The organism is Pseudodesulfovibrio aespoeensis Aspo-2, from assembly GCF_000176915.2.
Classification (GTDB): Bacteria; Desulfobacterota; Desulfovibrionia; order Desulfovibrionales; family Desulfovibrionaceae; genus Pseudodesulfovibrio; species Pseudodesulfovibrio aespoeensis.
On record NC_014844.1, the window covers coordinates 2380592 to 2402594 of the forward strand.

The 22003-nt window shown below is 62.7% G+C and carries 21 protein-coding genes and 1 pseudogene; 15 read left to right on the forward strand and 7 right to left on the reverse strand.

Features of this window, described 5'->3' with window-relative positions; translation table 11 throughout:
- Nucleotides 1-14: 14 nt before the first annotated feature.
- Nucleotides 15-716 carry an SDR family NAD(P)-dependent oxidoreductase gene (locus tag DAES_RS10925; RefSeq protein WP_013515084.1) on the reverse strand — a complete coding sequence of 234 codons (702 nt, stop codon included), beginning with the start codon at nucleotides 714-716 and terminating at the stop codon, nucleotides 15-17.
- Between the two features lie 192 nt (nucleotides 717-908).
- Between DAES_RS10925 and DAES_RS10930 the strand changes: the two genes are divergently transcribed.
- On the forward strand, nucleotides 909-1355 hold the full coding sequence (locus DAES_RS10930) for a YhcH/YjgK/YiaL family protein (protein WP_013515085.1): 447 nt from the start codon (nucleotides 909-911) through the stop codon (nucleotides 1353-1355).
- A gap of 119 nt (nucleotides 1356-1474) precedes the next feature.
- Here the strand turns inward: DAES_RS10930 and DAES_RS10935 are convergent, their stop codons facing one another.
- A complete protein-coding gene (locus tag DAES_RS10935; RefSeq protein ID WP_013515086.1) occupies nucleotides 1475-1993 on the reverse strand; it encodes a hypothetical protein in 519 nt (172 codons plus the stop codon).
- A gap of 215 nt (nucleotides 1994-2208) precedes the next feature.
- Here DAES_RS10935 and DAES_RS10940 point away from each other — a divergent pair, with 215 nt between their 5' ends.
- Entirely contained in the window at nucleotides 2209-2733 is a 525-nt protein-coding gene (locus DAES_RS10940) for a hypothetical protein (RefSeq protein ID WP_013515087.1), read from the forward strand.
- A 1-nt stretch (nucleotide 2734) separates the two neighbouring features.
- Nucleotides 2735-4051 carry an L-cysteine desulfidase family protein gene (locus tag DAES_RS10945; protein WP_013515088.1) on the forward strand — a complete coding sequence of 439 codons (1317 nt, stop codon included), beginning with the start codon at nucleotides 2735-2737 and terminating at the stop codon, nucleotides 4049-4051.
- Between the two features lie 70 nt (nucleotides 4052-4121).
- Here DAES_RS10945 and DAES_RS10950 read toward each other — a convergent pair whose 3' ends face one another.
- The 5 genes from DAES_RS10950 to DAES_RS10970 form a co-directional block, all read right to left on the reverse strand.
- The gene (locus DAES_RS10950; protein ID WP_013515089.1) at nucleotides 4122-4589 is read right to left on the reverse strand and encodes a hypothetical protein; all 468 of its coding nucleotides are present in this window, start codon (nucleotides 4587-4589) and stop codon (nucleotides 4122-4124) included.
- A gap of 91 nt (nucleotides 4590-4680) precedes the next feature.
- Nucleotides 4681-5157, reverse strand: coding sequence for an outer membrane protein assembly factor BamD (locus DAES_RS10955; RefSeq protein ID WP_236608404.1), 477 nt, complete (start codon nucleotides 5155-5157; stop codon nucleotides 4681-4683).
- Between the two features lie 126 nt (nucleotides 5158-5283).
- The gene (locus DAES_RS10960) at nucleotides 5284-6942 is read right to left on the reverse strand and encodes a ribonuclease J (protein WP_013515091.1); all 1659 of its coding nucleotides are present in this window, start codon (nucleotides 6940-6942) and stop codon (nucleotides 5284-5286) included.
- Nucleotides 6943-7668, reverse strand: coding sequence for a lysophospholipid acyltransferase family protein (locus tag DAES_RS10965; RefSeq protein ID WP_013515092.1), 726 nt, complete (start codon nucleotides 7666-7668; stop codon nucleotides 6943-6945).
- A gap of 164 nt (nucleotides 7669-7832) precedes the next feature.
- Entirely contained in the window at nucleotides 7833-9896 is a 2064-nt protein-coding gene (locus DAES_RS10970) for an elongation factor G (RefSeq protein WP_013515093.1), read from the reverse strand.
- A gap of 255 nt (nucleotides 9897-10151) precedes the next feature.
- Between DAES_RS10970 and DAES_RS10975 the strand changes: the two genes are divergently transcribed.
- From DAES_RS10975 to dxr, 12 genes and pseudogenes are all read left to right on the forward strand, one after another.
- Nucleotides 10152-11114, forward strand: coding sequence for a ParB N-terminal domain-containing protein (locus DAES_RS10975; protein WP_013515094.1), 963 nt, complete (start codon nucleotides 10152-10154; stop codon nucleotides 11112-11114).
- A complete protein-coding gene (locus DAES_RS10980) occupies nucleotides 11107-12225 on the forward strand; it encodes an SPL family radical SAM protein (protein ID WP_013515095.1) in 1119 nt (372 codons plus the stop codon). Before DAES_RS10975 ends, DAES_RS10980 begins: the two co-directional genes overlap by 8 nt.
- 212 nt (nucleotides 12226-12437) lie before the next feature.
- Nucleotides 12438-12872: pseudogene (locus DAES_RS17975) on the forward strand (IS110 family transposase); the annotation flags it as partial.
- 311 nt (nucleotides 12873-13183) lie between these two features.
- Nucleotides 13184-13504 (forward strand): IS110 family transposase, encoded by a 321-nt coding sequence (locus DAES_RS17980; RefSeq protein WP_236608499.1) that lies wholly within the window; start codon nucleotides 13184-13186, stop codon nucleotides 13502-13504.
- Between the two features lie 748 nt (nucleotides 13505-14252).
- Nucleotides 14253-15923: a glycosyltransferase family 2 protein gene (locus tag DAES_RS10995; protein ID WP_013515097.1), complete on the forward strand. Its 1671-nt coding sequence runs from the start codon at nucleotides 14253-14255 to the stop codon at nucleotides 15921-15923.
- 151 nt (nucleotides 15924-16074) lie between these two features.
- Complete coding sequence (gene rpsB, locus DAES_RS11000) at nucleotides 16075-16866, forward strand: 30S ribosomal protein S2 (protein ID WP_013515098.1); 792 nt, start codon at nucleotides 16075-16077, stop codon at nucleotides 16864-16866.
- Nucleotides 16867-16868: 2 nt separating this feature from the next.
- Entirely contained in the window at nucleotides 16869-17699 is an 831-nt protein-coding gene (gene tsf, locus DAES_RS11005; protein WP_013515099.1) for a translation elongation factor Ts, read from the forward strand.
- 102 nt (nucleotides 17700-17801) lie between these two features.
- The gene (gene pyrH / locus DAES_RS11010; RefSeq protein ID WP_013515100.1) at nucleotides 17802-18524 is read left to right on the forward strand and encodes a UMP kinase; all 723 of its coding nucleotides are present in this window, start codon (nucleotides 17802-17804) and stop codon (nucleotides 18522-18524) included.
- 1 nt (nucleotide 18525) lies between these two features.
- Nucleotides 18526-19080: a ribosome recycling factor gene (gene frr / locus DAES_RS11015; RefSeq protein ID WP_013515101.1), complete on the forward strand. Its 555-nt coding sequence runs from the start codon at nucleotides 18526-18528 to the stop codon at nucleotides 19078-19080.
- A gap of 12 nt (nucleotides 19081-19092) precedes the next feature.
- Nucleotides 19093-19803 (forward strand): polyprenyl diphosphate synthase, encoded by a 711-nt coding sequence (gene uppS / locus DAES_RS11020; RefSeq protein ID WP_013515102.1) that lies wholly within the window; start codon nucleotides 19093-19095, stop codon nucleotides 19801-19803.
- Between the two features lie 106 nt (nucleotides 19804-19909).
- Nucleotides 19910-20710 (forward strand): phosphatidate cytidylyltransferase, encoded by an 801-nt coding sequence (locus DAES_RS11025; RefSeq protein WP_013515103.1) that lies wholly within the window; start codon nucleotides 19910-19912, stop codon nucleotides 20708-20710.
- Between the two features lie 18 nt (nucleotides 20711-20728).
- Entirely contained in the window at nucleotides 20729-21973 is a 1245-nt protein-coding gene (dxr, locus tag DAES_RS11030; protein WP_013515104.1) for a 1-deoxy-D-xylulose-5-phosphate reductoisomerase, read from the forward strand.
- Nucleotides 21974-22003 lie beyond the last annotated feature (30 nt).

The following is a 22003-nucleotide window of genomic DNA, read 5'->3' on the forward strand; positions in this document are numbered from 1 at the left end:
GCGCCAGGGTTCCGTTATCTGGGGAACGCCCCGTTGTTGATGTCGATGCAGGTGCCGTTGATATATTCCGGGCAGTCCGCGCCCAGCCAGAGGATGGCCTCGGCCACCTCGCGGGCGCGGGCGAAGCGGCTCGTGTACACGGCCTGGAGGATCGCCTTTTTCCGGGCATCCGGGATGACGTGGAGCATGTCGGTCTCAGCCGGGCCGGGGGCCACGGCATTGACCACCACGCCGCTTGGGCCCAGCAGCTTGGCAAAGCTCTTGGTCAGGTTGATCAGCCCGGCCTTGGTCACGCCGTACCAGACATCGGGATGGCCGATCTGCCCGGCTATGGAGGCGTTGTTGACAATGCGCCCGCTCCCCTGGGCCACCATGTGCATGGAGACCTCGCGGATAAGGGCCACCGGAGCCTGGAGGTTGAGGCGCAGGATGGCGTCCACCTTGTTGGCGGGATAGTTGTCGTAGGGCAGCGCGTACATGACGCCCGCGTTGTTGACCAGCACGTCCACCGGGCCGAGCCCGGCCACCAGAGCCGGGATGCCTTCCAGGTCGGTCAGGTCGTACTTCACGGCGGTGACAGAATCCGATCCGGCCAGCTCGAAACCGGAAAAATCCCGGGCCACGGCATAGACATGATATCCGCGTTCGATGAACAGTCGGCTCGCCTCAAGGCCTATGCCCTTGTTGCCGCCGGTGATCAAGACGTTCTTCTTCATTCAAACATTTCTCCTGTGTCGTTTCGGTTCAACCTAGAGACAAAATACGGTGGTGCGGGCCGAAGGTCCAGCCTTCTTTGCCTCGCGGTCATGGATCGGCAGGGGTGGATCGGCACACGCAAAACTGTTCCCATCAGGACCGGGATATGGTTGAATCGGCCAACGCCAAACCCCAATCAATAGAGGCTCCCCATGATCCTGGACAGACTGGACAACGCCGACCGCTACGCCGACCTGAACACCCGCTTACGGGCCGCCTTCGCCTTTCTGCGCCGCAACGGCCTGGACGATCTGCCCGTGGGACGGGTCGAGATCGACGGCCCCCTCTATGCCATAGTGGCCAAAGGTCCGGGCCGCGCCCCCATGGGCGCGCTCATCGAGACCCATGACCGCTACATCGACATTCACTATATCCTGAGCGGCAGCGAGACCATCGGCTGGAAGGCGCGCGCCGACCTCGGCCCGGCCACCGAGGCCCCGGACCCGTGCGCTGACGTGACCTTCTACCCCGACAAGCCCGTGGCCTGGACCACGCTCTCGCCCGGCATGATCGCCGTCCACTTTCCCGAGGACGCGCACATGCCCATGCTCTCGGGCGGCGACATCCACAAGGTGGTGGTCAAGGTTCCGATGGATTGAGACGAAGCCTGACTGAGCGTCGAAGGCAACCGGAACGACCGAGTGACAAAGGTTTCTTGCCACGCGAATTCAATCAGGCCTGGAATGCGGGTCGTAAGGACAGCGGGCAGCCGGTCGCCCTAGTGGACCACCTGCTCGTCGGAATCGGAAGAATAGAAACCGCCGTGCCTGGGCATCTCCAGGGCCATGAGCCCCTCGACGGAAAGGTCAGGGCCGACCCAGAGGGAGCCGGTGACGGTAAAGCCGCGCATCAGCCGCTTGGCGTGATCAAGGGCCATGGCGATCTGCTGGACATACTGCTCGCTTGAGAAAGTGAACTCCGCCTCGTGCGCCCACTCCGGAGCGGGATCGTCCGGCGGCCAGGAGATGGGGTTGCGCAGCCGCCACTTGACCGTGTCCGGGGTGTGGGCAACCATGACCCCGTCGTCGATGCCAAGACAGGATGGGTCGCCGCAATCGCAGGTAAAGATGAAGAACTCGCCAGACATGGTCGAGGACGTGACCAGATCCACCGGGTCCACATACACGTTCGAATCATGCAAGAACTGACCGTCCACCGACAGGTTGAAGTCGATATACGCCTCTTCGGGGTTGATCTCGTCCAGAGACAACGTGACTGATATCCTGATCTCGTTCATGGGCTTGTTCCTTGACTTCTTTAGGCGCAGGCGCGACCGCCGTGAGGCATGTAGCACATTACCGTCCCCACCACAACGCCGGGGAACAGCCCAACGCTCCTGCCACGACGGGGCAGGCGACACAATGAAGGCAAGCGGCTCGCAACACTTGAGGCCCATGCGGAAAACAGGTATCCACAGATTCCTTTGGACACCACTTTCAGGAGAGACCATCCATGCCCAGGTACGATATCACCCCGCTGACACCCCAGCCCGAATTCGACATCATGTATTTCATGGAAATCGCAGGCGAAACCCGCGTGGACCACGACCTGATGCAGGAATTCCAGCCCTTCTGGGACACTTGGGCCGCCGAAAGCCTCAAGGCCTACAAGCTCGCCAACACCGGGGGCGAGGGGAGTTTTCTGCTCATCTACCTCGACCAGGCGGCAGAGGACACCATCGAAGGCATCTGGCAGGACTCGCCCACCCACGGCCTGCTCTTCCACGCCCTGGCCATCACCATGGTCATGAGCGCGACGCAGGGTTTCGTGCCCGAGCTCGCCGACGGCAAGTGCGCCCCCCTGCCCAGACCGGGCGAGGGTGTGCTCGGCGTCTTTGAGGAGCTTGGACTGACCTGGAACCAGGAAGGGACCATCAACCGGAAATACGCGGTGCTCACCCCGCTCCCCTATACGGGCGGCTGCGAGGTGTGCTATCTGAGCGACAACTGTCCCAAAAGCACTGCCAGGAGCAATTAGCATGTCGTTCACGGTCAAGGAGATCCTCACGTTGCAGGTGGCCCCGGCCCTGGGCTGCACCGAGCCGGTTGCCATCGCTCTGGGCGCGGCGGCGGCCATGTCCGCACTGCCCGGAGACGGATACGATTCCATCGAGCTTTTTCTTGATCCCAACGTCTACAAAAACGGCCTGGCCGTCTCCATCCCCGGCACAGGCGGGCTGTCCGGCCTGGACATGGCCGCAGCTCTGGGCGCGGCAGGCGGCGATCCCTCCCTGCGGCTTGAAGTGCTACGCCCCATCGCCGAACCCCATGTGGCTGCGGCCAAAGCGGCCCTGGCCGCAGGCAGGATCACGGTATCGCTGCTCAAGGACAGGCACGGCCTCTACGTCAGGAACGTCATCCGGCGCGGCGACGACGTGGCCGAGAGCATCATCGAGGGGTTGCACGACAACATCACCACCCTGACCCTCAACGGCCAGACCGTGGTCAGCCCGCTGCTCAAGGAGCACGGCGAGGACAGCCACGCCAAGCTCATGGAGATGGAGGAATGGCTCAAGGGGCTCTCGCTGAACGAGATCATGGCCCTGACCGACGGCCTGGACGAGGCGGATTTCGCCTTCCTGCGCGAAGGCGTGGACGTGAACATGCGGCTCGCCGAACAGGGGCTCAAGTTCGGCCTGGGGCTTGGCGTGGGCAAGACCCTGGAGCGGCTGGTGCGCCAGCGGCTGATCAAGAAGGACATGATCCTGGCCGCCCGCATCCTCGCCTCCAGCGCGGCGGATGCCCGCATGTCCGGGGTTCCGCTCCCGGCCATGAGCTCCGCCGGGTCCGGCAACCACGGACTGACCGCCATCCTGCCCATCTGGGCGGTCAAGGATTTCATCGACGACGCGGACGAGAAGACCGTGCTCGAAGCCATCGCCCTGTCGCACATGGTCACCGCCTTTGTGAAGGCGCACACGGGCAGGCTCTCGGCCATCTGCGGCTGCTCGGTGGCGGCGGGCGCCGGGGCCACGGCGGGCATCACCTATCTGCTGGGCGGCGACGCCACCCACATCGCCGGGGCCATCAAGAACCTGCTCGAAGACCTGGCGGGCATCATCTGTGACGGGGCCAAGGCCGGGTGCGCCCTCAAGCTCTCCACAGCGGCGGGCACTGCGGTTCAGGCCGCCCTCTTTGCCCTGCACGGAGTCAATGTCCACGCCACCGACGGCATCATCGGCGACTCTTCCGAGGACACCATGCGCAACATCGGCACCCTGGCCGTGGACGGCATGATCCAGACCGACCGGACCATCCTCGACATCATGCTGCGCAAACGGCTGGTTGAGGCGTAGCTAAACAGACACCATGAAAAAGCCCTGTGCGCATCGAGCGCACAGGGCTTTTTCATGGTCCAGCGTTTGTCTAGTAATACGCCAGACCCTGGGGCGGGGTCTTGTCCGCAAAAAACGCTTCCACGCGCTCCCGGTCGGCAGAACTGATCCTGAGGTCGGAAAGATTGAGCGGCGTCGAAAGGTTGCCGTAGGTCTTGACCGCCCTGTCGATGAAGTCCGCGTCCACAAAGGCCGCCCGGATGGTCACGGGCCGACCGCCCCAGCTCACGGTCAGGGGCATGGCCGGCTGACGGTCCGGCCCCTTGGTGATGAAATTGCCGGTCCGGATCAGGCTCTCGATGACCTGATCGGGAAACATCCCGGCCAGCCGCCCCAACTGCTCGGCAAAGGCGGGCATGACTGCCAGGTAATGCAGGTGGTCGATCTTGCAGGCAATGGACCGGCCCGGCATGTTCAGAATCCAGGGCTCCTCGGCAAATCCCCTGCCCAAGGCCCTCTGCACCCTCTCCACGTTCTCCGTGTAGTCCTTAAGCGGCATGACTCCCCCTCCCCACAGGCTGAGATTCCGGCTTGCGCCCCACCGGGCAGCGGCCAAAAAAAGACGCCCCGACAGGCGGGGCGTCCACGGGTCACTTGGCTTCGCTGGCGAACTGTTGCATGTAGCGGTCGTGCAGTTCGGCGTTGACCTTGGCCTTGATGGCCTCGACCTTGGCCTCGCCCACATCCGGAGCCAGCGTGTTCAGCGTATCCGGAAGGATGCGCTCGCAGTACTCGCTACGGGCATACGTGTTCAGGTTCTCGTGCTCGGTACTGACGGACACCGCGTAGCAGACCACGATCTTGGCGGCGTAGTAATTCTCATACGCTGCTGCGGCGTCGCCCGCCTTTTCAGCGCATTTGGCCTTGAGGAAATAGGCGTAGGCGATATCCATGGTCTCGCCAGGGTGGGCAATGGTTTCGTCGAAATACGGCTGCGCCGCGGCGCAGTCCCCCTGCTTGTAGAGGGCAGCCCCGACATCAAGCGGAGTTTTCTGCCCGCCGCAAGCAACCAGCGCAGCAGCCATGACAATCATGACGCAAACCATCAGCATCTTCTTCATCATCATCGTATCCTCGCAGACAGCGTTAGAATTCACAGCGTGTCGAAATTATTACCCCATTCCCAACGCGAAGTCCAGCCGCCCGAAACATGACGCACCACCTCCGCCCGCTGGCCCTGCCCCGGAACGCACTCAAATGGTGATGACCAGCGGCACCACCACGGGGTCGCGGCCCAGCACCTTGCGGAAAAACCGCCTGAGCGCGGAGCGGATGCGCTCCTTGAGCTTGGCCGTATCTCCGGGCGCGATGTTCTCATGCACGTCGAGCACGATGCATTTGGCGTCGTCGAGCAGGTGCATGTACTGCTGCTCGAAGATGAACCCCTTGGACATGATGTCCGGGCCCATGCTGATCTCGCCGGTGGCCTCGTCCACCACCAGGACCACGATGACCATGCCCTCGCCCGCCAGGAGCTGGCGTTCGCGCAGCACGCTCTGGCCCACGTCGCCCACGCCCTTGCCGTCCACCAGGATCTTCTCGGCCCTGAAGGGTTGCCCCATGCGCATGGAGCCGTCCGCCTCGAAGATCACCGGCTGCCCGTCCTCGACCACCAGGGCGCACGACTCCTCCACCCCGCAGTCCACGGCCAGCCGGCTGTGCTTGACCAGATGCCGATATTCGCCATGCACCGGGATGAAGTACCGGGGCCGCACGGTTTCCAGCATGAGCGTCAGCTCGCCCGCATGGGCGTGGCCCGAGGCGTGGACCCCGTGCATCTTCTCGTAGAGCACCTCGGCACCGAGCCGGTAGAGGTTGTTGATGACCCGCGTGATGGCCCGGACGTTGCCCGGTATGAACCGGGACGAAAGAATGTAGAGATCTTCGGGCTTGACCGTGATCTGCCGATGCTCGCCCAAGGCCATGCGCGAGAGGGCGGCCAGCGGCTCGCCCTGGGAGCCGGTGATCAGCAGGACCAGGTCCGAATCGCCGAACTCGTCCAGCCGGTCCAGCTCTATATAGATGCCTTTGGGTATCTTCAGGTACCCCAGGTCGCGCGCCAGCTCGATGTTGCGCACCAGCGACTTGCCCGACACCGCCACCTTGCGGCCCTCGGCGTCGGCCAGGTCAAAGACCTCCTGGATGCGCTGGATGTGGCTCGAAAAGAGCGAGACGAGAATCCGCCCCTTGGCCGTGGAAAAAATCTCGCGCAGACTGACCTTGATCTCGCGCTCGGTCAGGGCGAACCCCTCCCGGCCCACGTTGGTGGAGTCCGAGAGCATGAGCCGCACGCCCGGCTCGGAAAACCTGCGGAACGCGGCCAGATCCGTGGCGTGTCCGCCCATGGGGTTGCGGTCGATCTTGAAGTCGCCGGTGTGGACCACCCGGCCCACCGGGGTCTCGATGCCAAGCCCGAACCCTTCGATGATGGAGTGACAGACCGGAAAGAAATTGAAGGTGAAGTCGCCGAGCAGCACCCGGTCATAGGGACGCACGGTCCGAAGATCCGCCCATCTTGCGAGGTCGTGCTCGCGCAGCTTGTTCTCGACCAGCCCCAGGGTGAACTGGCTGCCGTAGACCGGCACATCGAGGTTCTGGAGCAGCCAGGGCAGCGCGCCGATGTGGTCCTCGTGGCCGTGGGTCAGAACAATGCCGTTCAGGATGGCCTTGTTCTTGAGCACGAAATCGAAGCAAGGAATGACCACGTCCACGCCGAAGTGGTAATCCTCGGGGAACATCAGCCCGCAATCCACGAGGACCATGGACCGCTCGGTCTTGAAGGCCATGCAGTTCATGCCGATCTCGCCGAGACCGCCCAGGGGATAAAAAGTGAGTGACGTCGTGTCTGCCATCTAACTGTCCCTGGCGAGGAGTTCCCGGTACGCCGAGCTCATCATCGCCCGCAGATCGTCCTTGAAGGCCTCGCGGTCCTTGATGGAATACTTGGCCGGATCAATGACCGGCAGGGCCTTGAACCGGACCACATGGCGGTTGTCTATGACCTTTGCGCCCTTGGGCATGACCTTTCCGGTCCCGGTCATGACAAACGGCACCACGGGCAGGCCGCACTTGAGGGCCAGGATCATGCCGCCGATCTTGAAGTCCATGAGGTCGTCGAGCTGGGTATTGCGAGTGCCTTCGGGAAACACCAGCGGCGAGATGCCGGCTTGGGCTGTCGCCACGGCGGCATTCAGGCTCTCCATGGCCGCGCGGCGATTGTCACGATCTATGGAAATATGGCCCGAATGGGCCAGGGCCTTGCCGTAGATGGGGATGTCAAAAAGGCTCTTCTTGGCCACGAACCGGATGCGGTTGCCCTTAAGCAGCGTGAACAGCACCGGGATGTCGAGGTTGCTCTGGTGGTTGCCGATGAAGACGTAATGCCCCTTGGGGTCGATATCGCCCATGTCGGCCTCGATCCTGATACCAGAAAGCCAGACTGCGGCGGCACCCCACCTGAGTCCCCAGCGGTCATACTCCTCCGGCGTGCAGTTGGCCGGGTCCACCAGGAGCATTCGGATGCTGTAGTAGATGGTTACGGGTATCAGGAACAGGATGAAGAAAAGGCGTCGAAACATCGGGTATCCTCATTGAGTTGGCTCACGACTCAGTAAACCATATTCGGGCGCGAAACAAGTGCGCAACCGGCCAAAGAAACAGGCGCAAGGCACCACAGCCCCTGCCGGACAAAAAAAGCGGCGGGAAAACCCGCCGCCCTTGGTTGATCGCACGGGGGATGCAGCTATTCGTCCTCTGCACCCTTTTTGTGGGCCGCGATGACCTTTTCCGCTTCCTGGGGCGGGCATTCCTCGTAGGAGGCGAACTCCATGAAGAAGGTGCCCTGGCCGCCGGTCATGGAATTGAGATCGGGCGCGTACTTGAGCATCTCGGCCATGGGCACATGGGCCTTGACCTCGGTGATGCCCGCCTGGGAGTCCGAGCCGAGCACCTTGCCGCGCCGCGAGGACAGATCACCGATGACATCGCCCATGAAGGCGTCGGGCACGGCCACGGTGACAAGCATGATCGGTTCAAGCAGGGCCATCTTGGCCTTTTCGCACGCCTTCTTGAAGGCCAGCGACCCGGCCACCTTGAAGGCCATTTCCGAAGAGTCCACCGAGTGAAAGCTGCCGTCGTACAGGGCGACCTGAAAGTCGATGACCGGATACCCGGCCAGCACGCCGCGCGCCGCCGACTCCTGAACGCCCTTGTCCACCGCGGGGATGAACTGGCGCGGGATGGAGCCGCCAACCACTTGGTCCGCAAACTCGTATCCCTCGCCGGAACCCCGTGGGGTCACATGAATCCAGCAGTCGCCAAACTGACCGCGTCCGCCGGACTGCTTCTTGTGACGACCCTGGATTTCGCGTGCGCCGGTCTTGAAGGTCTCTCGGTAGGGCACCTTGGGAGTCTTGAGGAGGATCTCGGTCTTGTAGCGGCGCTTGGCCTTGTCCACCGAGACCTCGATATGGTTCTGGCCCATGCCCGAAAGCAGAATGTCGCCGGACTCGCCGTCACGGGTCAGGACCAGGGTGATGTCTTCATCAAGCAACTTGGCCACGGCGGCGTAGACCTTGTCCTCCTCGCCCTTCTCGGCCGGAGCCAGGGCAAAGGTGATCAGCTGCGGTGCCATGTCCGGCCTCTTCAGCACAAAGCCACCCTTCTCGGCCACCAGCGTGTCGCCGGTGGAAGTGTTCTTGAGCTTGGCCAGGGTGGCGATGGAACCGGGGCCCATGGGTGTCTTGGAGGGGCTCTGCTCCTTGCCGCTCATGAGCAGCAGCTGGCCCACGCGCTCCTTCTCGCCGTTGCTCGCATTGAGCAGCGCAGAGTCGGACTTGAGCTCGCCGGAGAGGACGCGGACCACGGTCAGCTGCCCGGCAAAGGGATCGGCCAGGGTCTTGAACACGAAGCAGGCAAGCGGCTCGTCCGGGGAACTGACACGCTCGCCCTCTTCACCTACCCACGGCTTGTGGGCAAGGGGATCGGGCAGCAGATTCTGGATCGTGTCGAGAATCATCTGGCCGCCCTGGTTGTTCAGGGCCGAAGCCACCACCACGGGCACCAGCTCGCCTGCGGCAACGCCAGCCGCCAGCCCCTTGGTGATTTCCTCCTGGGAGAGCTGGCCCTCTTCCAGATATTTCTCCATCAATTCCTCATCGCTCTCGGCGATGTTCTCGACCATGGCCTCGCGCAGGGCCTCCACCTCATCGGCGATGTCGTCGGGAACAGCGGCCTCGGACACTGCCCCGTCCGCGCCGAACAGCAGGGCCTTGCCGGACATCATGTCCACCACGCCCCTGAATTCCTCCTTGCTGCCGATGGGATAATAGAGCAGGGCCGGACGCGCGCCCAGCGCTTCGGAAATGCCTGCAAAGGCGGTGTCGAACTCGGCGCGGTCGCGGTCCATCTTGTTGACCACGATCATGGCGGGCAGCCCCATGCCCTTGATCTGCGACCAGACCTTGCGGGTCTGCGGCTTGACACCGTCCACGGCGTCGATGACCAGCACCGCACCGTCCGCCGCCGTCATCGCATAGGAAAGATCGCCAGAAAAATTGGAGTCGCCGGGAGTGTCTATGAGAAAATGGTCGTTCTTCTTCCACTTGAAGGTCGCGAAACCGGGCTGCGTGGAGCCGCGGCGCTTGATCTCCTCAGGCTCGTAATCGAGTACGGTGGTGCCGTCCTCGACCTTGCCCAGACGATTTATCACGCCGGCGTTGAAAAGCAGCATTTCGGCAACAGTGGTCTTCCCGCTGCCGCCGTGACCGACGAGTGCGTACGTTCTCTGTGTTTTCAGGTCAGGCATTCTCTACTCCGCTGGTATTTATTGGTTTTTCCTATGATCAGGGGAACCTCCGACCCCGTGGCATCACTGGCACTTGGTTTTTCACAGGTTTAGTCCTATAGGAAGAGCAACGCGAGATTGTCAAGGGGGGTTGCTGGAAAAGGCTGGCCCCATGGTGTTGAAATTCTAGGAATTTTGCCATATTTTTACGGTGCTGGACAACAATACGCCGTCTTTTCAAACAGTTATCTCGCCACACCCCATCAGGAGCGCAGCGTGCACCTTTCAAACGAGATCGTGACCGCCCCGGCGGACAGCATCCGCGACAGCGGTTCCCATCTTTTCTGGGCCGGTGAGCCCTTGCCCTGGCTGGCCCGATCCATCGGCCAGTTGGGGCAGGCCCAGCCCGTGCTTGTCCATGAGACGCACAGCGGCCTCGCCCTCATCGCCGGGCATGCCCGGCTCACTGTCCTGCGCTCCCTCGGCCTGCCGGTCCTGGCCCGGCTCGTGGTCGATCCCGGCCCCGTTGACCTCGGACTCATCTATCTGGCCGACAACGCCCTGCGCCCGCTTGACGACGCCATGCGACTGGCCGCCCTGCAATACTTCGCCCCGCTGCTCGACCGCCCAGCCCTGGCTGCCGACATCCTCCCCAGGCTGGGCGTCAACCCGGAGAGCAAGGACGCCAGACTCCTCCTGGCCTGGCTCGACCTGCCCGCCATCTGGCAGGCCCACCTCGCCGCCGGGCGCGCGCCGCTGGCCGCAGCCACTGTCCTGGCCCGCATGACCGAGGCTGACCGCGACGCAGTGGCCCCGCTCTTCACTGACCATTCCTGGTCGCGGTCCAACGCAGTCAACCTGCTGACATGGCTCTTCGAAGCGTCCAAAATGACCGGCAAACCCGTGGCCCAGGTCATGCTCGACGCCAACATGGCCGATCCGGCCATCCGGAACCTCTCCCCGAAAGACGCCATGGCCCGGCTCGTGGCCCAGGCCAAAAACGGTCGCTACCCATCCCTGTCCGCCCTGGAAGCGCGCTTCGAGTCCACCGCGCGCGAGATGACCGCGGGCACGAGCTGGCGCATCGCCCAGCCGGACAATTTCGAGACCAATGGGGTCGAACTCTCCATCCGCATCAAAGACCCGGACCAGCTCGCCAAGGCCGTGCGCGACCTCAAGGCCATGGCCAACCGGCCCCAGTGGCCCAGGCTCTGGAACCCGGAAGCCAACCATGAGTGATCTCAAGCCACTGCCGCACCACCTGCGCCGCATCGCCCGCGTCTTCGTGGACGAGTCCATGCAGGATTCGCCCCTGGCCCGCCGTGTCCGCGACCGGCTGGCCGCCACCACCCACGCCGACATCCCCTGGACCGTGGTCCCGCCCGATGCCGAGCGCGTCGCCTTTTCCCAGGGCGATGCCCAGGCCCTGTACCTCAAGGAATACAAGGGCAGATTCCTGCGCTTCTGCCCCGGCACCCGAGCCTACCACTGCTGCGCCTACCGAATCATCCACATCGGCGAAAACTGCCCCATGGCCTGCTCCTACTGCATCCTCCAGGCCTACTTCCAGGACCGGCTGCTCAAGATCTGGGCCAATCAGGACGACCTCTTCTCCCAACTGGGCGAGGCATTCTCCGCCGACCCCGCCGCCCGGTTCCGCGTCGGCACCGGCGAATTCACCGACTCCCTGGCCCTCGAACATTTGACCGGCTACAGCCGCGATCTCGTGGCCTTCCTCAACGACCACGACAACGTGGTCCTCGAACTCAAATCCAAGGTCGTGGACCTCTCCTGGATGGACGGGGCCAAACGCACCGACCGCGTCCTGCCCGCCTGGTCGCTCAACGCCCCTTTCATCAACGAACACGAAGAGTTCCACGTCTCCACCCTGGCTGAGCGCCTCGACGCCGCCCGCACCTGCGCCCAGGCCGGTTTCCGCGTCTGCCTCCACTTCGATCCCATCATCCACTATCCCGGATGGCGCGAAGGCTACAGCCAGATCATCGACATGATCTTCGACTACCTCACCCCAAACCAGATCGCCTACATGAGCCTCGGCTCCTTCCGCTGCATGCCCCAGCTCACGCCCATCATCGCCGACAATTTCCCCCAAGCCACCTACATCTACAACGAATTCGTCCCCGGCCTGGACGGCAAGGCCCGCCTGCTCCGCCCCCTGCGCCTCGAACAGTTCTCCTTCATGGTCAACCGGTTGCGCAAACACGGCATGGACAAACAACTCTACTTCTGCATGGAATCCTCCGAAGTCTGGCAACACGTCTTCGGCCATACCCCCAAACACCTCGGCGGACTCGCCAACCACCTGATGTCCCAAGCCTTCGGAGAATAGAATGCCTTCGGCGGCAAGAGCCGCCTCTTGGGCGAAACCCGGCGGAAGCGGATGACAAAGAGCCGTCGCTGGCGCTCCTCCAAGTTTTAAGAGCCCTCCCGGCGGGGTTACTTTCTTTTGCAAGGCCCAAAAGAAAGTAACCAAATACCATGCTGGCCTTACCTGAGGTAGTCTGAGTTTGAACGACAACTTAGAACCGCAGGAGGCACAGCATGGCAAAGTATTCAGTATCACGAATCAGCGATTTTCTGGAAGCGTTTGAAGGCCGGGAGATTCACGTCGGCGTGGACGTTCACAAACTCAGTTATCATGTGGCGGTGCGTCGCGAGGATGGGGCTTGTGAGACATGGGTAGCGCCTGCCAAGCCATATGATTTGGTCCTGGCGTTGCTCGAATTGGGGCAGCCAATAGCACAGGTCACTTATGAATCCGGCCCAACGGGTTTTGGGCTATGTCGGGCCATGGAAGAGGCTGGCATAGATTGCTGCGTGGTTGCCCCGAGCAAGGTTCCCCGTGCTGTGGTTGCGGGGTCAAAGACAGATCGGTTGGACTGTATCAAACTGGCCGACTATGCCGCCAAGGGCATGCTTAAGGGGATCGCCGTGCCTACTCCTGCCGAGGAAGGAGAGCGCAGCCTGATTCGCCGCAGGTCGCAGATTGTCGACAACATCCGCCGCGCCAAGTTACGGATCAAGTCGTTGCTGCTTTACGTCGGCGCGGAGGAGCCGCCAGGGCTATCGCAGTGGTCCGGGCAAGCCGTTGGGAGACTGTCGACTCTTCAAATCGAGCCTGCCGCCAAGTTGACGCTGGACAGCCTGTTGCGCGAGTTGTCTTGGCAGAAGGTGGAGCTAAAAGAGATCGAGGCGACTCTGTCCATGATCATGGTAAAACGGCATGAAGAGGCTATGAAGCGGCTGCGGACGGTCCCCGGCGTCGGCCGACGGTCGCCACCACGTTTTTGCTGGAGGTCTTTCGTCCGGAGCGTTTTCAGTGTCATGAACAGGTCGTGTCGTATCTCGGTCTTGCGCCGACGGTTCGCCAAAGTGGTGAGCGATCATCACGCGGCCGACTTGTTCCTGTCGGACAAAAACGATTGCGAAGCCTCCTGGTCGAATCCGCTTGGATATGGCAGGCAAAAGTTCCTAAAATCAAAGAACGTTACAACCAGCTTGTCGCAAAAACAGGAGTGCCGCAAAAAGCCATTGCAGCCATAGCTCGCCTCCTGGCAATCGTTTTATGGCGTTTGAGTCTTTCGGGCCGTTGTTATCAAAGTTCATAACCTGAATCACCAATCTGCGCGGGCGTTTTTCGGCTGTTTAGACAGCGTGAACCAAATGGCGCAATAATGATTTTGTACCGAACGAATGGTACTTGGTGCCAGAGAGCACGAATAGGAAAAGGCTATACACAGATTCCCTTGACGGTGGGCCACATAGGAAAAACGCGGCTTTTTAGCTTGGCCGCCTGCACTCCACGGCCAAGAAGCTGATCAAATCGCGCTGCTCCCGAATCAAGTCCTCCGCTTCGCTCCGTCCGTGATTCGAAAGAGCCGCAGCTTGCGATTTGTCAGCTTCTAGGCCTTAGGAGGCTTAATGGCTGGGGCTTACGGAGGCCGGAAAAGCTGTGGTCGCTGTAGGCGGATGGGCCTGCAATCTTGTCAGACCTTCTTTGTTTCCATGCTGGTCACACCATCATGGGTTTCACTCACGACAGCCCCGCAATGGGCGAGAGCGTCGTGGCACCAGTTGCATCGGCCTGCGGCCCGGCGAAACCCGGCGGGAGCGGAGTCTTCGACCGCTCCCAACTGTTTCGCCAGCAGGTCGATGTTACTGGTGTCCGACGCGGGAGACCCGATCACAGATTCTTAAAAAGCGGTTTTTGCTTACTTTTGGCCGCTTTGGCCCAAAAGTAAGTCGCGACGGAGGAGCGAAATCCTCACCCTACTCTTCATTCCGCCGCAGGCGGCTTCCTTATGCCTCTTCCTCTTCTCTTCCTCCTTCCTCCTCCCCCCACCCCAGCAAATCCTAATGCAATCCCCCCCACTTTCCGATACAACCCCCAGAACCACCCACACAAAACCCAACACCATCATGCCCGACACCCCCTACACCCCCACCGACCGCTTCGAGGAACTCGACCGCATCGACCTCGCCGGGGTGTTCGACCTGCTCGACATCTATTGCCGCAACCTTCTCCCCGACATGGAGGCCTGCCTCGTCTTCCTCTCCCGAATCCTGCGCGACCCCGCCGCCCAATCTCACCCCAGAACGCGGGATGAGGCGACCAGACTGCTGCGCAAGACCCTTACCTTTGGCCCGTTCCACATCCAGGGGCTCGAACTCGCCCATGGTCTGACCCATGATCCGGCCCTGGCCGAGCGCATCCGCAGACTGCGCGGTTTTGCCCTGGACCCGGCCTTGGCCGATCCGCGCTCGACCATGAGCGACGAGCGGGTGTTCGAGCGCAGGCGGACGCGTCTGCTGGAACTGCTGGAGCAGAAGCCGGGCCATGTACTGGCCGCCTCCCACCTGCTGCACCTGGACGCCTGCCGGGGGCTCAAGAGCGACTGGCTGGCGCGGTTCACGGTGCCGCAATTCGCCCGCGCCCAGTGGAACCAGCGACTGTTCATGCACCATGCGGCCACGGGCGACACGGCCTGCGCCCTGGCCCTGTGGCCTGCCGTGGCCAAGGAAGCTGTCTGCGAGGTCCAGCTCAATTTCGCGGCAGAGCTGTTCGCCGCCATGGGCGACACGGCCCGGGCAATGGAGTGCTACACGCGCTCGCTGGCCCTGGACCCGGCCCAGACCCCGGCGCGGCTGCGCCTGGCCGAGATGGCGAACCCGACCAAGGCCGACGCCACACTGCCCGACAGGCGCGACGTGACCATCTGCATCTATACATGGAACAAGGGCGATCACCTGGAGCGGACACTGGCCAGCCTGGCCCGGACGAACATGGGGCGGGCGAAAATCCGCATCCTGCTCAACGGGTGCACGGACCACAGCGCAACGGTGGCCGAGGCCGCCCGCGCCCTTTTCACGGGCCGGGATTTCGGGGTGATCACCCTACCGGTCAACGTGGGCGCGCCAGCGGCCCGCAACTGGCTGGGCGCACTGCCCGAGGTGCGCGCCAGCGAGTACGTGGCCTACATCGACGACGACGTGGAGATGCCCGAGGACTGGCTGGCCCATTTCCTGACGGTGATGGAGCGGCATCCGAGGACAGCGGTGGTGGGCTGCAAGGTGGTCTTCGGATCGGACCCGAGAATGATCCAGTACCTCTACCGCGCCCTGGCCCTGGCCCGCCCCGACATCATCAAGCTGACCGACCCCTGCCAGATCGCGCAGATGGACTGCGGCCACTATGATTTCGTGCGCGAGACCGACACGGTCATGGGCTGCTGCCACCTGCTGCGCACCGCGAGCATGCCCGAAGGCCCACAGTTCGACCTGCGCTATTCCCCGTCCCAGATCGACGACATCGCCCACGACCTCTCTCTGCGGCTCAAGGGTCATGAAGTGCGCTATTGCGGGCTGGTCAAATGCCTCCACCACCAGAACACGGGCGGCGGGTTCAAACGCCGGATGACCGACGCCCAGCTTGGGCAGGTGCTGGGGAACGACATGAAGTTTTTTTATTTTTTCCGGGACCGGCTCGACCGGATTCAAACGGTGATGGCCGGAAGCCTGCCCGGATAAAATAACCACCCCACCCCTTGCCATCCGTGGAAATATGGGTTAATCACCCCGGACTTCAAATTCACACATCCCGCCCATAACTCCGGGTGGTCCGTGATGTCACGGGCTCCTTCACAGGCTGCGGGATGGACGAAAAACCCAGGAGATCATCATGGCTTACGTTACTATGAAGCAGATGCTGGAGACCGGCGTCCACTTCGGCCACCAGACCCGCCGTTGGAACCCCAAAATGCGCCCGTTCATCTTCGGCGCACGCAACGGCATCCACATCATGGACCTGCAGCAGACCGTCAAGATGTTTGCCACGGCCCACGATTTCATCGTCAACACCGCTGCCAAGGGCGGCAAGGTGCTGTTCATCGGCACCAAGCGCCAGGCCCAGGAGGCAGTCACCCAGGAAGCCCAGCGCGCAGGGATGTTCTACGTCACCCACCGCTGGATGGGCGGCACCCTGACCAACTTCCAGACCATCAAGAAGTCCATCGACCGCCTCAAGACCCTTGAGCAGATGTTTGAGGACGGTTCCATCTCCCGCTACACCAAGAAGGAAGCCGTGGGCATGAACCGCGAGGTCAAGAAGCTCAACCTCGCCCTGGGCGGCATCAAGGACATGAACGACGCGCCCAAGGCCGCCTTTGTCATTGATCCCAAGCGCGAGCACATCGCCATCATGGAATGCCGCAAGCTCGGCATCCCGGTTGTGGCCGTAGTCGACTCCAACTGCGATCCCGACATGGTCGACTACATCATCCCCGGCAACGACGACGCCATCCGCGCCATCAAGCTGTTCGCCGCCCACATGGCCGATGCCTGCCTCGAAGGCGCCGCCATGCAGAAGGATTTTTCCAAGGGCCCGGACGAGTCCAAGCCCGCTCCCAAAGCTGAAACCGCAACCGAAGAAAAAGCCGAGGCTTTTGCCGAGGCCGCTGCCGAGGAGAAGTAAGCATGGGTATTACCGCATCCCAGGTCAAGGAACTGCGCGAGAAGACCGGCGCAGGCATGATGGACTGCAAGAAGGCGCTGGTCGAATCCGGCGGCGACGAGGAAAAGGCCGTCATGTACCTGCGCGAGAAGGGCTTGTCCAAGGCTGCCAAAAAGGCCGGACGCGCCACCTCCGAGGGTCTGGTCACTCCCTACGTCTCTGCCGACGGCAAGACCGTGGTCCTCTCCGAGCTCATGTGCGAGACCGACTTCGTGGCCAAGAACGAGGACTTCCAGTCCTTTGCCCAGGCCCTGTCCAAGAAGATCGCCGGGCTTGGCGTGACCACCGGCACGGCGGCAGATCTGCCCGCCGAGGTGGCCGACGTGACCGACCTCATCGCCAAGCTGGGCGAGAACATGGGCGTGGGCCGTTTCGCCAAGGTCGCCACCGACGGCGTGATCGGCGTCTACATCCACTCCAACAACAAGCTCGGCACCATGGTCGAGCTCAAGGGTTCTGCCGACGAGGCGCTGGCCAAGGACATAGCCATGCATGTCGCGGCCATGAACCCCGCCTGCATCAGCCCCAAGGAATTGTCCCAGGACACCCTGGACAAGGAAAAGGAACTGTACACCAAGCAGGCCCTGGACGAGGGCAAGCCCGCCGCCATCGCCGAGAAGATCGTCATGGGCCGCCTGACCAAGTTCTACAAGGAAGTGTGTCTGCTTGAGCAGGTCTTCATCAAGGACGACAAGAAAGCCATCAAGGACCTGCTCGGCAAGGCCGAGATCGCAAGCTTCCACCGATTGGCGCTAGGCGAAGGCGCAGCCAAAAACGCCGACAGCGACGACTAAAAAAATGAAAACGGGCCGCACGGCCCGTTTTTTTTGATCGCAAAACATGGTATCGCCTGTGGGCGAGTGCATCTAAGATCACGCAAAGACCTTGAGGTGAAAATGGACAACGTGCGGTATTCGCGGATATTGCTGAAACTCAGCGGCGAGGCCCTGGCCGGGGAACAGAAATTCGGCATCGAACCCGAGGCCATCGGCCAGTTCGCCAAAGAGATCGCCGAGGTGGCGGCCACCGGGCTTCAGGTGGCCCTGGTCATCGGCGGCGGCAACATCTTCCGGGGCATGGCCGCCAGCGCCAAGGGCATGGAACGGGCGCAGGCCGACTACATGGGCATGCTGGCCACGGTCATGAACGCCCTGGCCGTGCAGGACGCCCTGGAAAAGAACGGTTGCAGCACCCGCGTCATGACCGCCTTCAGCATGGCCGAGGTGGCCGAGCCCTATATCCGCAGGCGCGCCATCAGGCATCTGGAAAAGGGCCGCGTGGTCATCTGCGCGGCAGGCACCGGCAACCCCTACTTCACCACCGACAGCGCGGCTGCCCTGCGGGCGCTGGAACTCAAGTGCGACGCCATCTTCAAGGCCACCAAGGTGGACGGCGTGTACGACAAGGACCCCGCCAAATTCCCCGATGCCGTCAGATACGAAACCGTCACCTATCTGGAAACCCTGGAAAAGCGGCTGGGGGTCATGGACTCCACGGCCATCTCCATGGCACGTGACAACAACCTGCCGATCATCGTCTTCAACCTGTACAAGGAAGGCAACATCCGCAAGGCTGCCAACGGCGAAACCATAGGAACGACCGTCCAAGGAGGAAACTGATATGCAATCCGTGCTCAATGATGGCAAGAAACGCATGGCCGGAGCCATAAGCGCCCTGGAGAAAGACTTCTCCAAGCTGCGCACCGGGCGCGCCACCACGGCCCTGGTCGACACCATAGTGGTCGATTACTACGGCACGCCGACGCCCATCAACCAGCTGTCCTCGGTCTCCGTGCCCGATGCCAAGAGCATCACCATCCAGCCCTGGGACAGGGGCGCCTTCGGCGCGGTGGAAAAAGCCATCCAGACCTCGGACCTGGGACTCAACCCGGTCAACGACGGCAAGATCATCCGCATCTCCATCCCGCCCCTGACCGAGGAGCGGCGCAAAGAGCTGGTCAAGGTCGCCAAGAAATACACCGAGGAATGCAAGATCGCCATCCGCAACGTCCGCCGCGACCTGAACGACAGCCTGAAAAAGCTGGAAAAGGACAAGGCGATCAGCGAGGATGAGCTCAAGAAGGGCGAGGCCGACGTGCAGAAGCTGACCGACGACTTCGTCAAGCAGAGCGAAGGCGTGCTGGTGGCCAAGGAAAAAGAAATCCTGGAAATCTAAGGACATCCTCTTTTGCAAAGTATCACGGCACCCACCCATGTCGCCATCATAATGGACGGCAACGGCAGGTGGGCCAAACAGCGCGGGTTGCCTCGGACCGAGGGCCACAAGGCCGGCACCGAGGCGGCCCGCGCCGTTGTCACCCGCTGTCGCGAGCTGGGCGTGAAGCACCTGACGCTCTACACCTTTTCCAAGGAGAACTGGGCGCGGCCCAAGGACGAGGTGCGCACCCTCTTCGACCTGCTGACGACCTTTCTGACCCGCGAGGAATCGAGCCTCAAAAAGCAGTCCATCCGGCTCAGGGTGCTGGGCGAGATCGACGACATGCCCATGGCCGTGCGCCAGACATTGAAGCACGTCATGCGCCAGACCGCCAAATGCGAGGCCATGACCCTCAACCTCGCGCTCAACTATTCGGGCCGCGATGAGATCCTGCGGGCCGCCAGGGCCTTGGTCGCCAAAGGCACGGCCCCGGACGCCATCACCGAAGAAGCCTTTGCCGCCGAGCTGTGGACCGCGGGCCAGCCCGACCCGGACCTGATCATCCGCACCAGCGGCGAGATGCGCCTCTCCAACTACCTGCTTTTCCAGTGCGCGTACTCCGAGTTCTACTTCACCGACATCTACTGGCCGGATTTCACCCCCGACGAATTGGACAAGGCCTTGGTCGAGCTGGCCGGACGACGGCGCAGGTTCGGCATGACAGACGAGCAGCTTGCCTAGCCGCAGCGCAGCCCGTGTTGCGCATATTGCCCCCGCCCGGCAAATAGCGTACACAATTGGCACTCGCCACTACCGCGAAATCACATAGAAAGCGCTGAAATCACGTATGGACATCTCACTGCATCAAAAAAGGGTCGCCACCGCCGTGGGCCTCGCCGCCATCCCGGCCCTGGCCCTCGTCTTCCAGGGATGGGTCCTGTTCGTGGTCCTGGCCCTGTTCTGCACGTTCACCCTCTGGGAATTCTACGACATGTTCAGCCCGCTGCCAGGAGTCGGGACCGTCAAATCCCTGGGCGCGGTCTTCACCTTCCTGCTCCTTGGCGCCTATGCCGCCGATGCGCCGCAGCACATGCTCATGATCTTTGTCGCCGCCTTCTGGGCCGCGGCCATCCTGTTCCTCGTCCGTTTCACCAGGGATGCCACGGCCTCCTTCAAGCCGGGCATGGTTCTCCTGGCCGGGCTGGTCTACATCCCGCTCAATCTCCATTTCTTCCTCTCCTTCTCCCGCCACGAGATCCTGCTGGTCATCGGGGCCGCCGCCATCTCCGACACCGCCGCCTTTTACAGCGGCACCCTGTGGGGGAAAAAGAAAATCTGGCCCAAGGTCAGCCCCAAGAAATCCTGGGTCGGGAGCCTGGGCGGCCTGACCGCCTGCATGCTCGCCACCACCGGTTTTGGCATGGCCTTTGGCCTCGGCGCCCCCTGGCAGTGGCTGCTGCTTGGCGCGGCCCTCAACGTGGCCGCCCAGATGGGCGACTTTTTCGAGTCCGCCCTCAAACGCTCGTTGCACATCAAGGACTCCAGCTCCATCCTGCCCGGCCACGGCGGGCTGCTCGACCGCATCGACAGCCTGCTCCTGGTGGTGCCGACCTACGGCCTGATCCGCACCGTGCACGCCTTTTTCTAGCCGCAACCCCGGAACCTCGTGAAAACATACATCTCCCCATGGCCGCAAAGCGCATCCCTGCCGGACTTCCCGCGCCGGGTCGCGGTGCTCGGCGCCACAGGCTCCATCGGCGCCAGCGCCCTCAAGGTCATGGCCCGGCACCCGGACCTGTTCAGGGTCACGGCCCTGGCCGGCGGGCGCAACGGCACCCTGCTGGCCGAGCAGTGCGCCCGGCTCAAACCCCGCATCGTCGGCGTGCTTGACGAGCAGACCCGGCGCGACTTCCTGGCCCGACTGCCAGCCGGATACGCGCCCGAGGTGCTGGTCGGGCCGGAGGCGTTCACCGCCCTGGCCTCCCTTGACGACGTTGATGTCGTGCTCTCAAGCATTGTGGGCGCGGCAGGCTTTGCGCCGACCCTGGCCGCTGCCCGCGCGGGCAGGATGATCTGCCTGGCCAACAAGGAGTCCCTGGTCCTTGGCGGCCACATCATCCGCTCCGCCTGCCACGCCTCGGGCGCGGTGATCCTGCCCGTGGACTCCGAACACAACGCCCTGTTCCAGGGGCTCATGGGCCACGGCAGCGACGACGAGATCGCCCGGCTCATCCTGACCGCCTCGGGCGGCCCCTTCAGGGGGTGCGACGCCTCCGCTCTCAAGGGCGTCACCCGCGAGCAGGCCCTGGCCCATCCCAACTGGAGCATGGGCGCGAAAATTTCCATCGACTCGGCCACGCTCATGAACAAGGGGCTTGAGGTCATCGAGGCCTGCCACCTGTACGGCCTGCCTGTGAGCATGGTCCATGTGGTGGTCCACCCCCAGTCCATCATCCACTCCCTGGTGGAGTATGTGGACGGCTCCCAACTGGCCCATCTGGGCATGCCCGACATGCAGGTGCCCATTGCCCACTGCCTCGCCTTCCCCCGCCGCATCGAGGTGGACGTGCCCCGGCTCGATCTGGCCCGCGTGGGCAGCCTGACCTTCGAGGAGCCGGACCTGGCCGCCTTCCCCTGCCTCAGGCTGGCGCGCGAGGCATTTGATGCCGGACCGAGCCACCCGGTGGTGCTCAACGCGGCCAACGAGGTGGCTGTGGCCGCGTTCCTGGACGGACGCATGGGGTTTGCCGACATCCCTGCCACCATCGGCAACGCCCTTGACCGCCACCAGCCCATGGACGTATCCACCCCGGAGGCCGTGCTCGGCCTGGACCGGGCCGTCCGGGAGGAAATCCGCCACGCCCTCTGGCCTGACGCGGATTCATGCTTATCTCTTTCAAAGCCGCGATAACACAACAGCGGGCGGCCGCATGAGGATTCT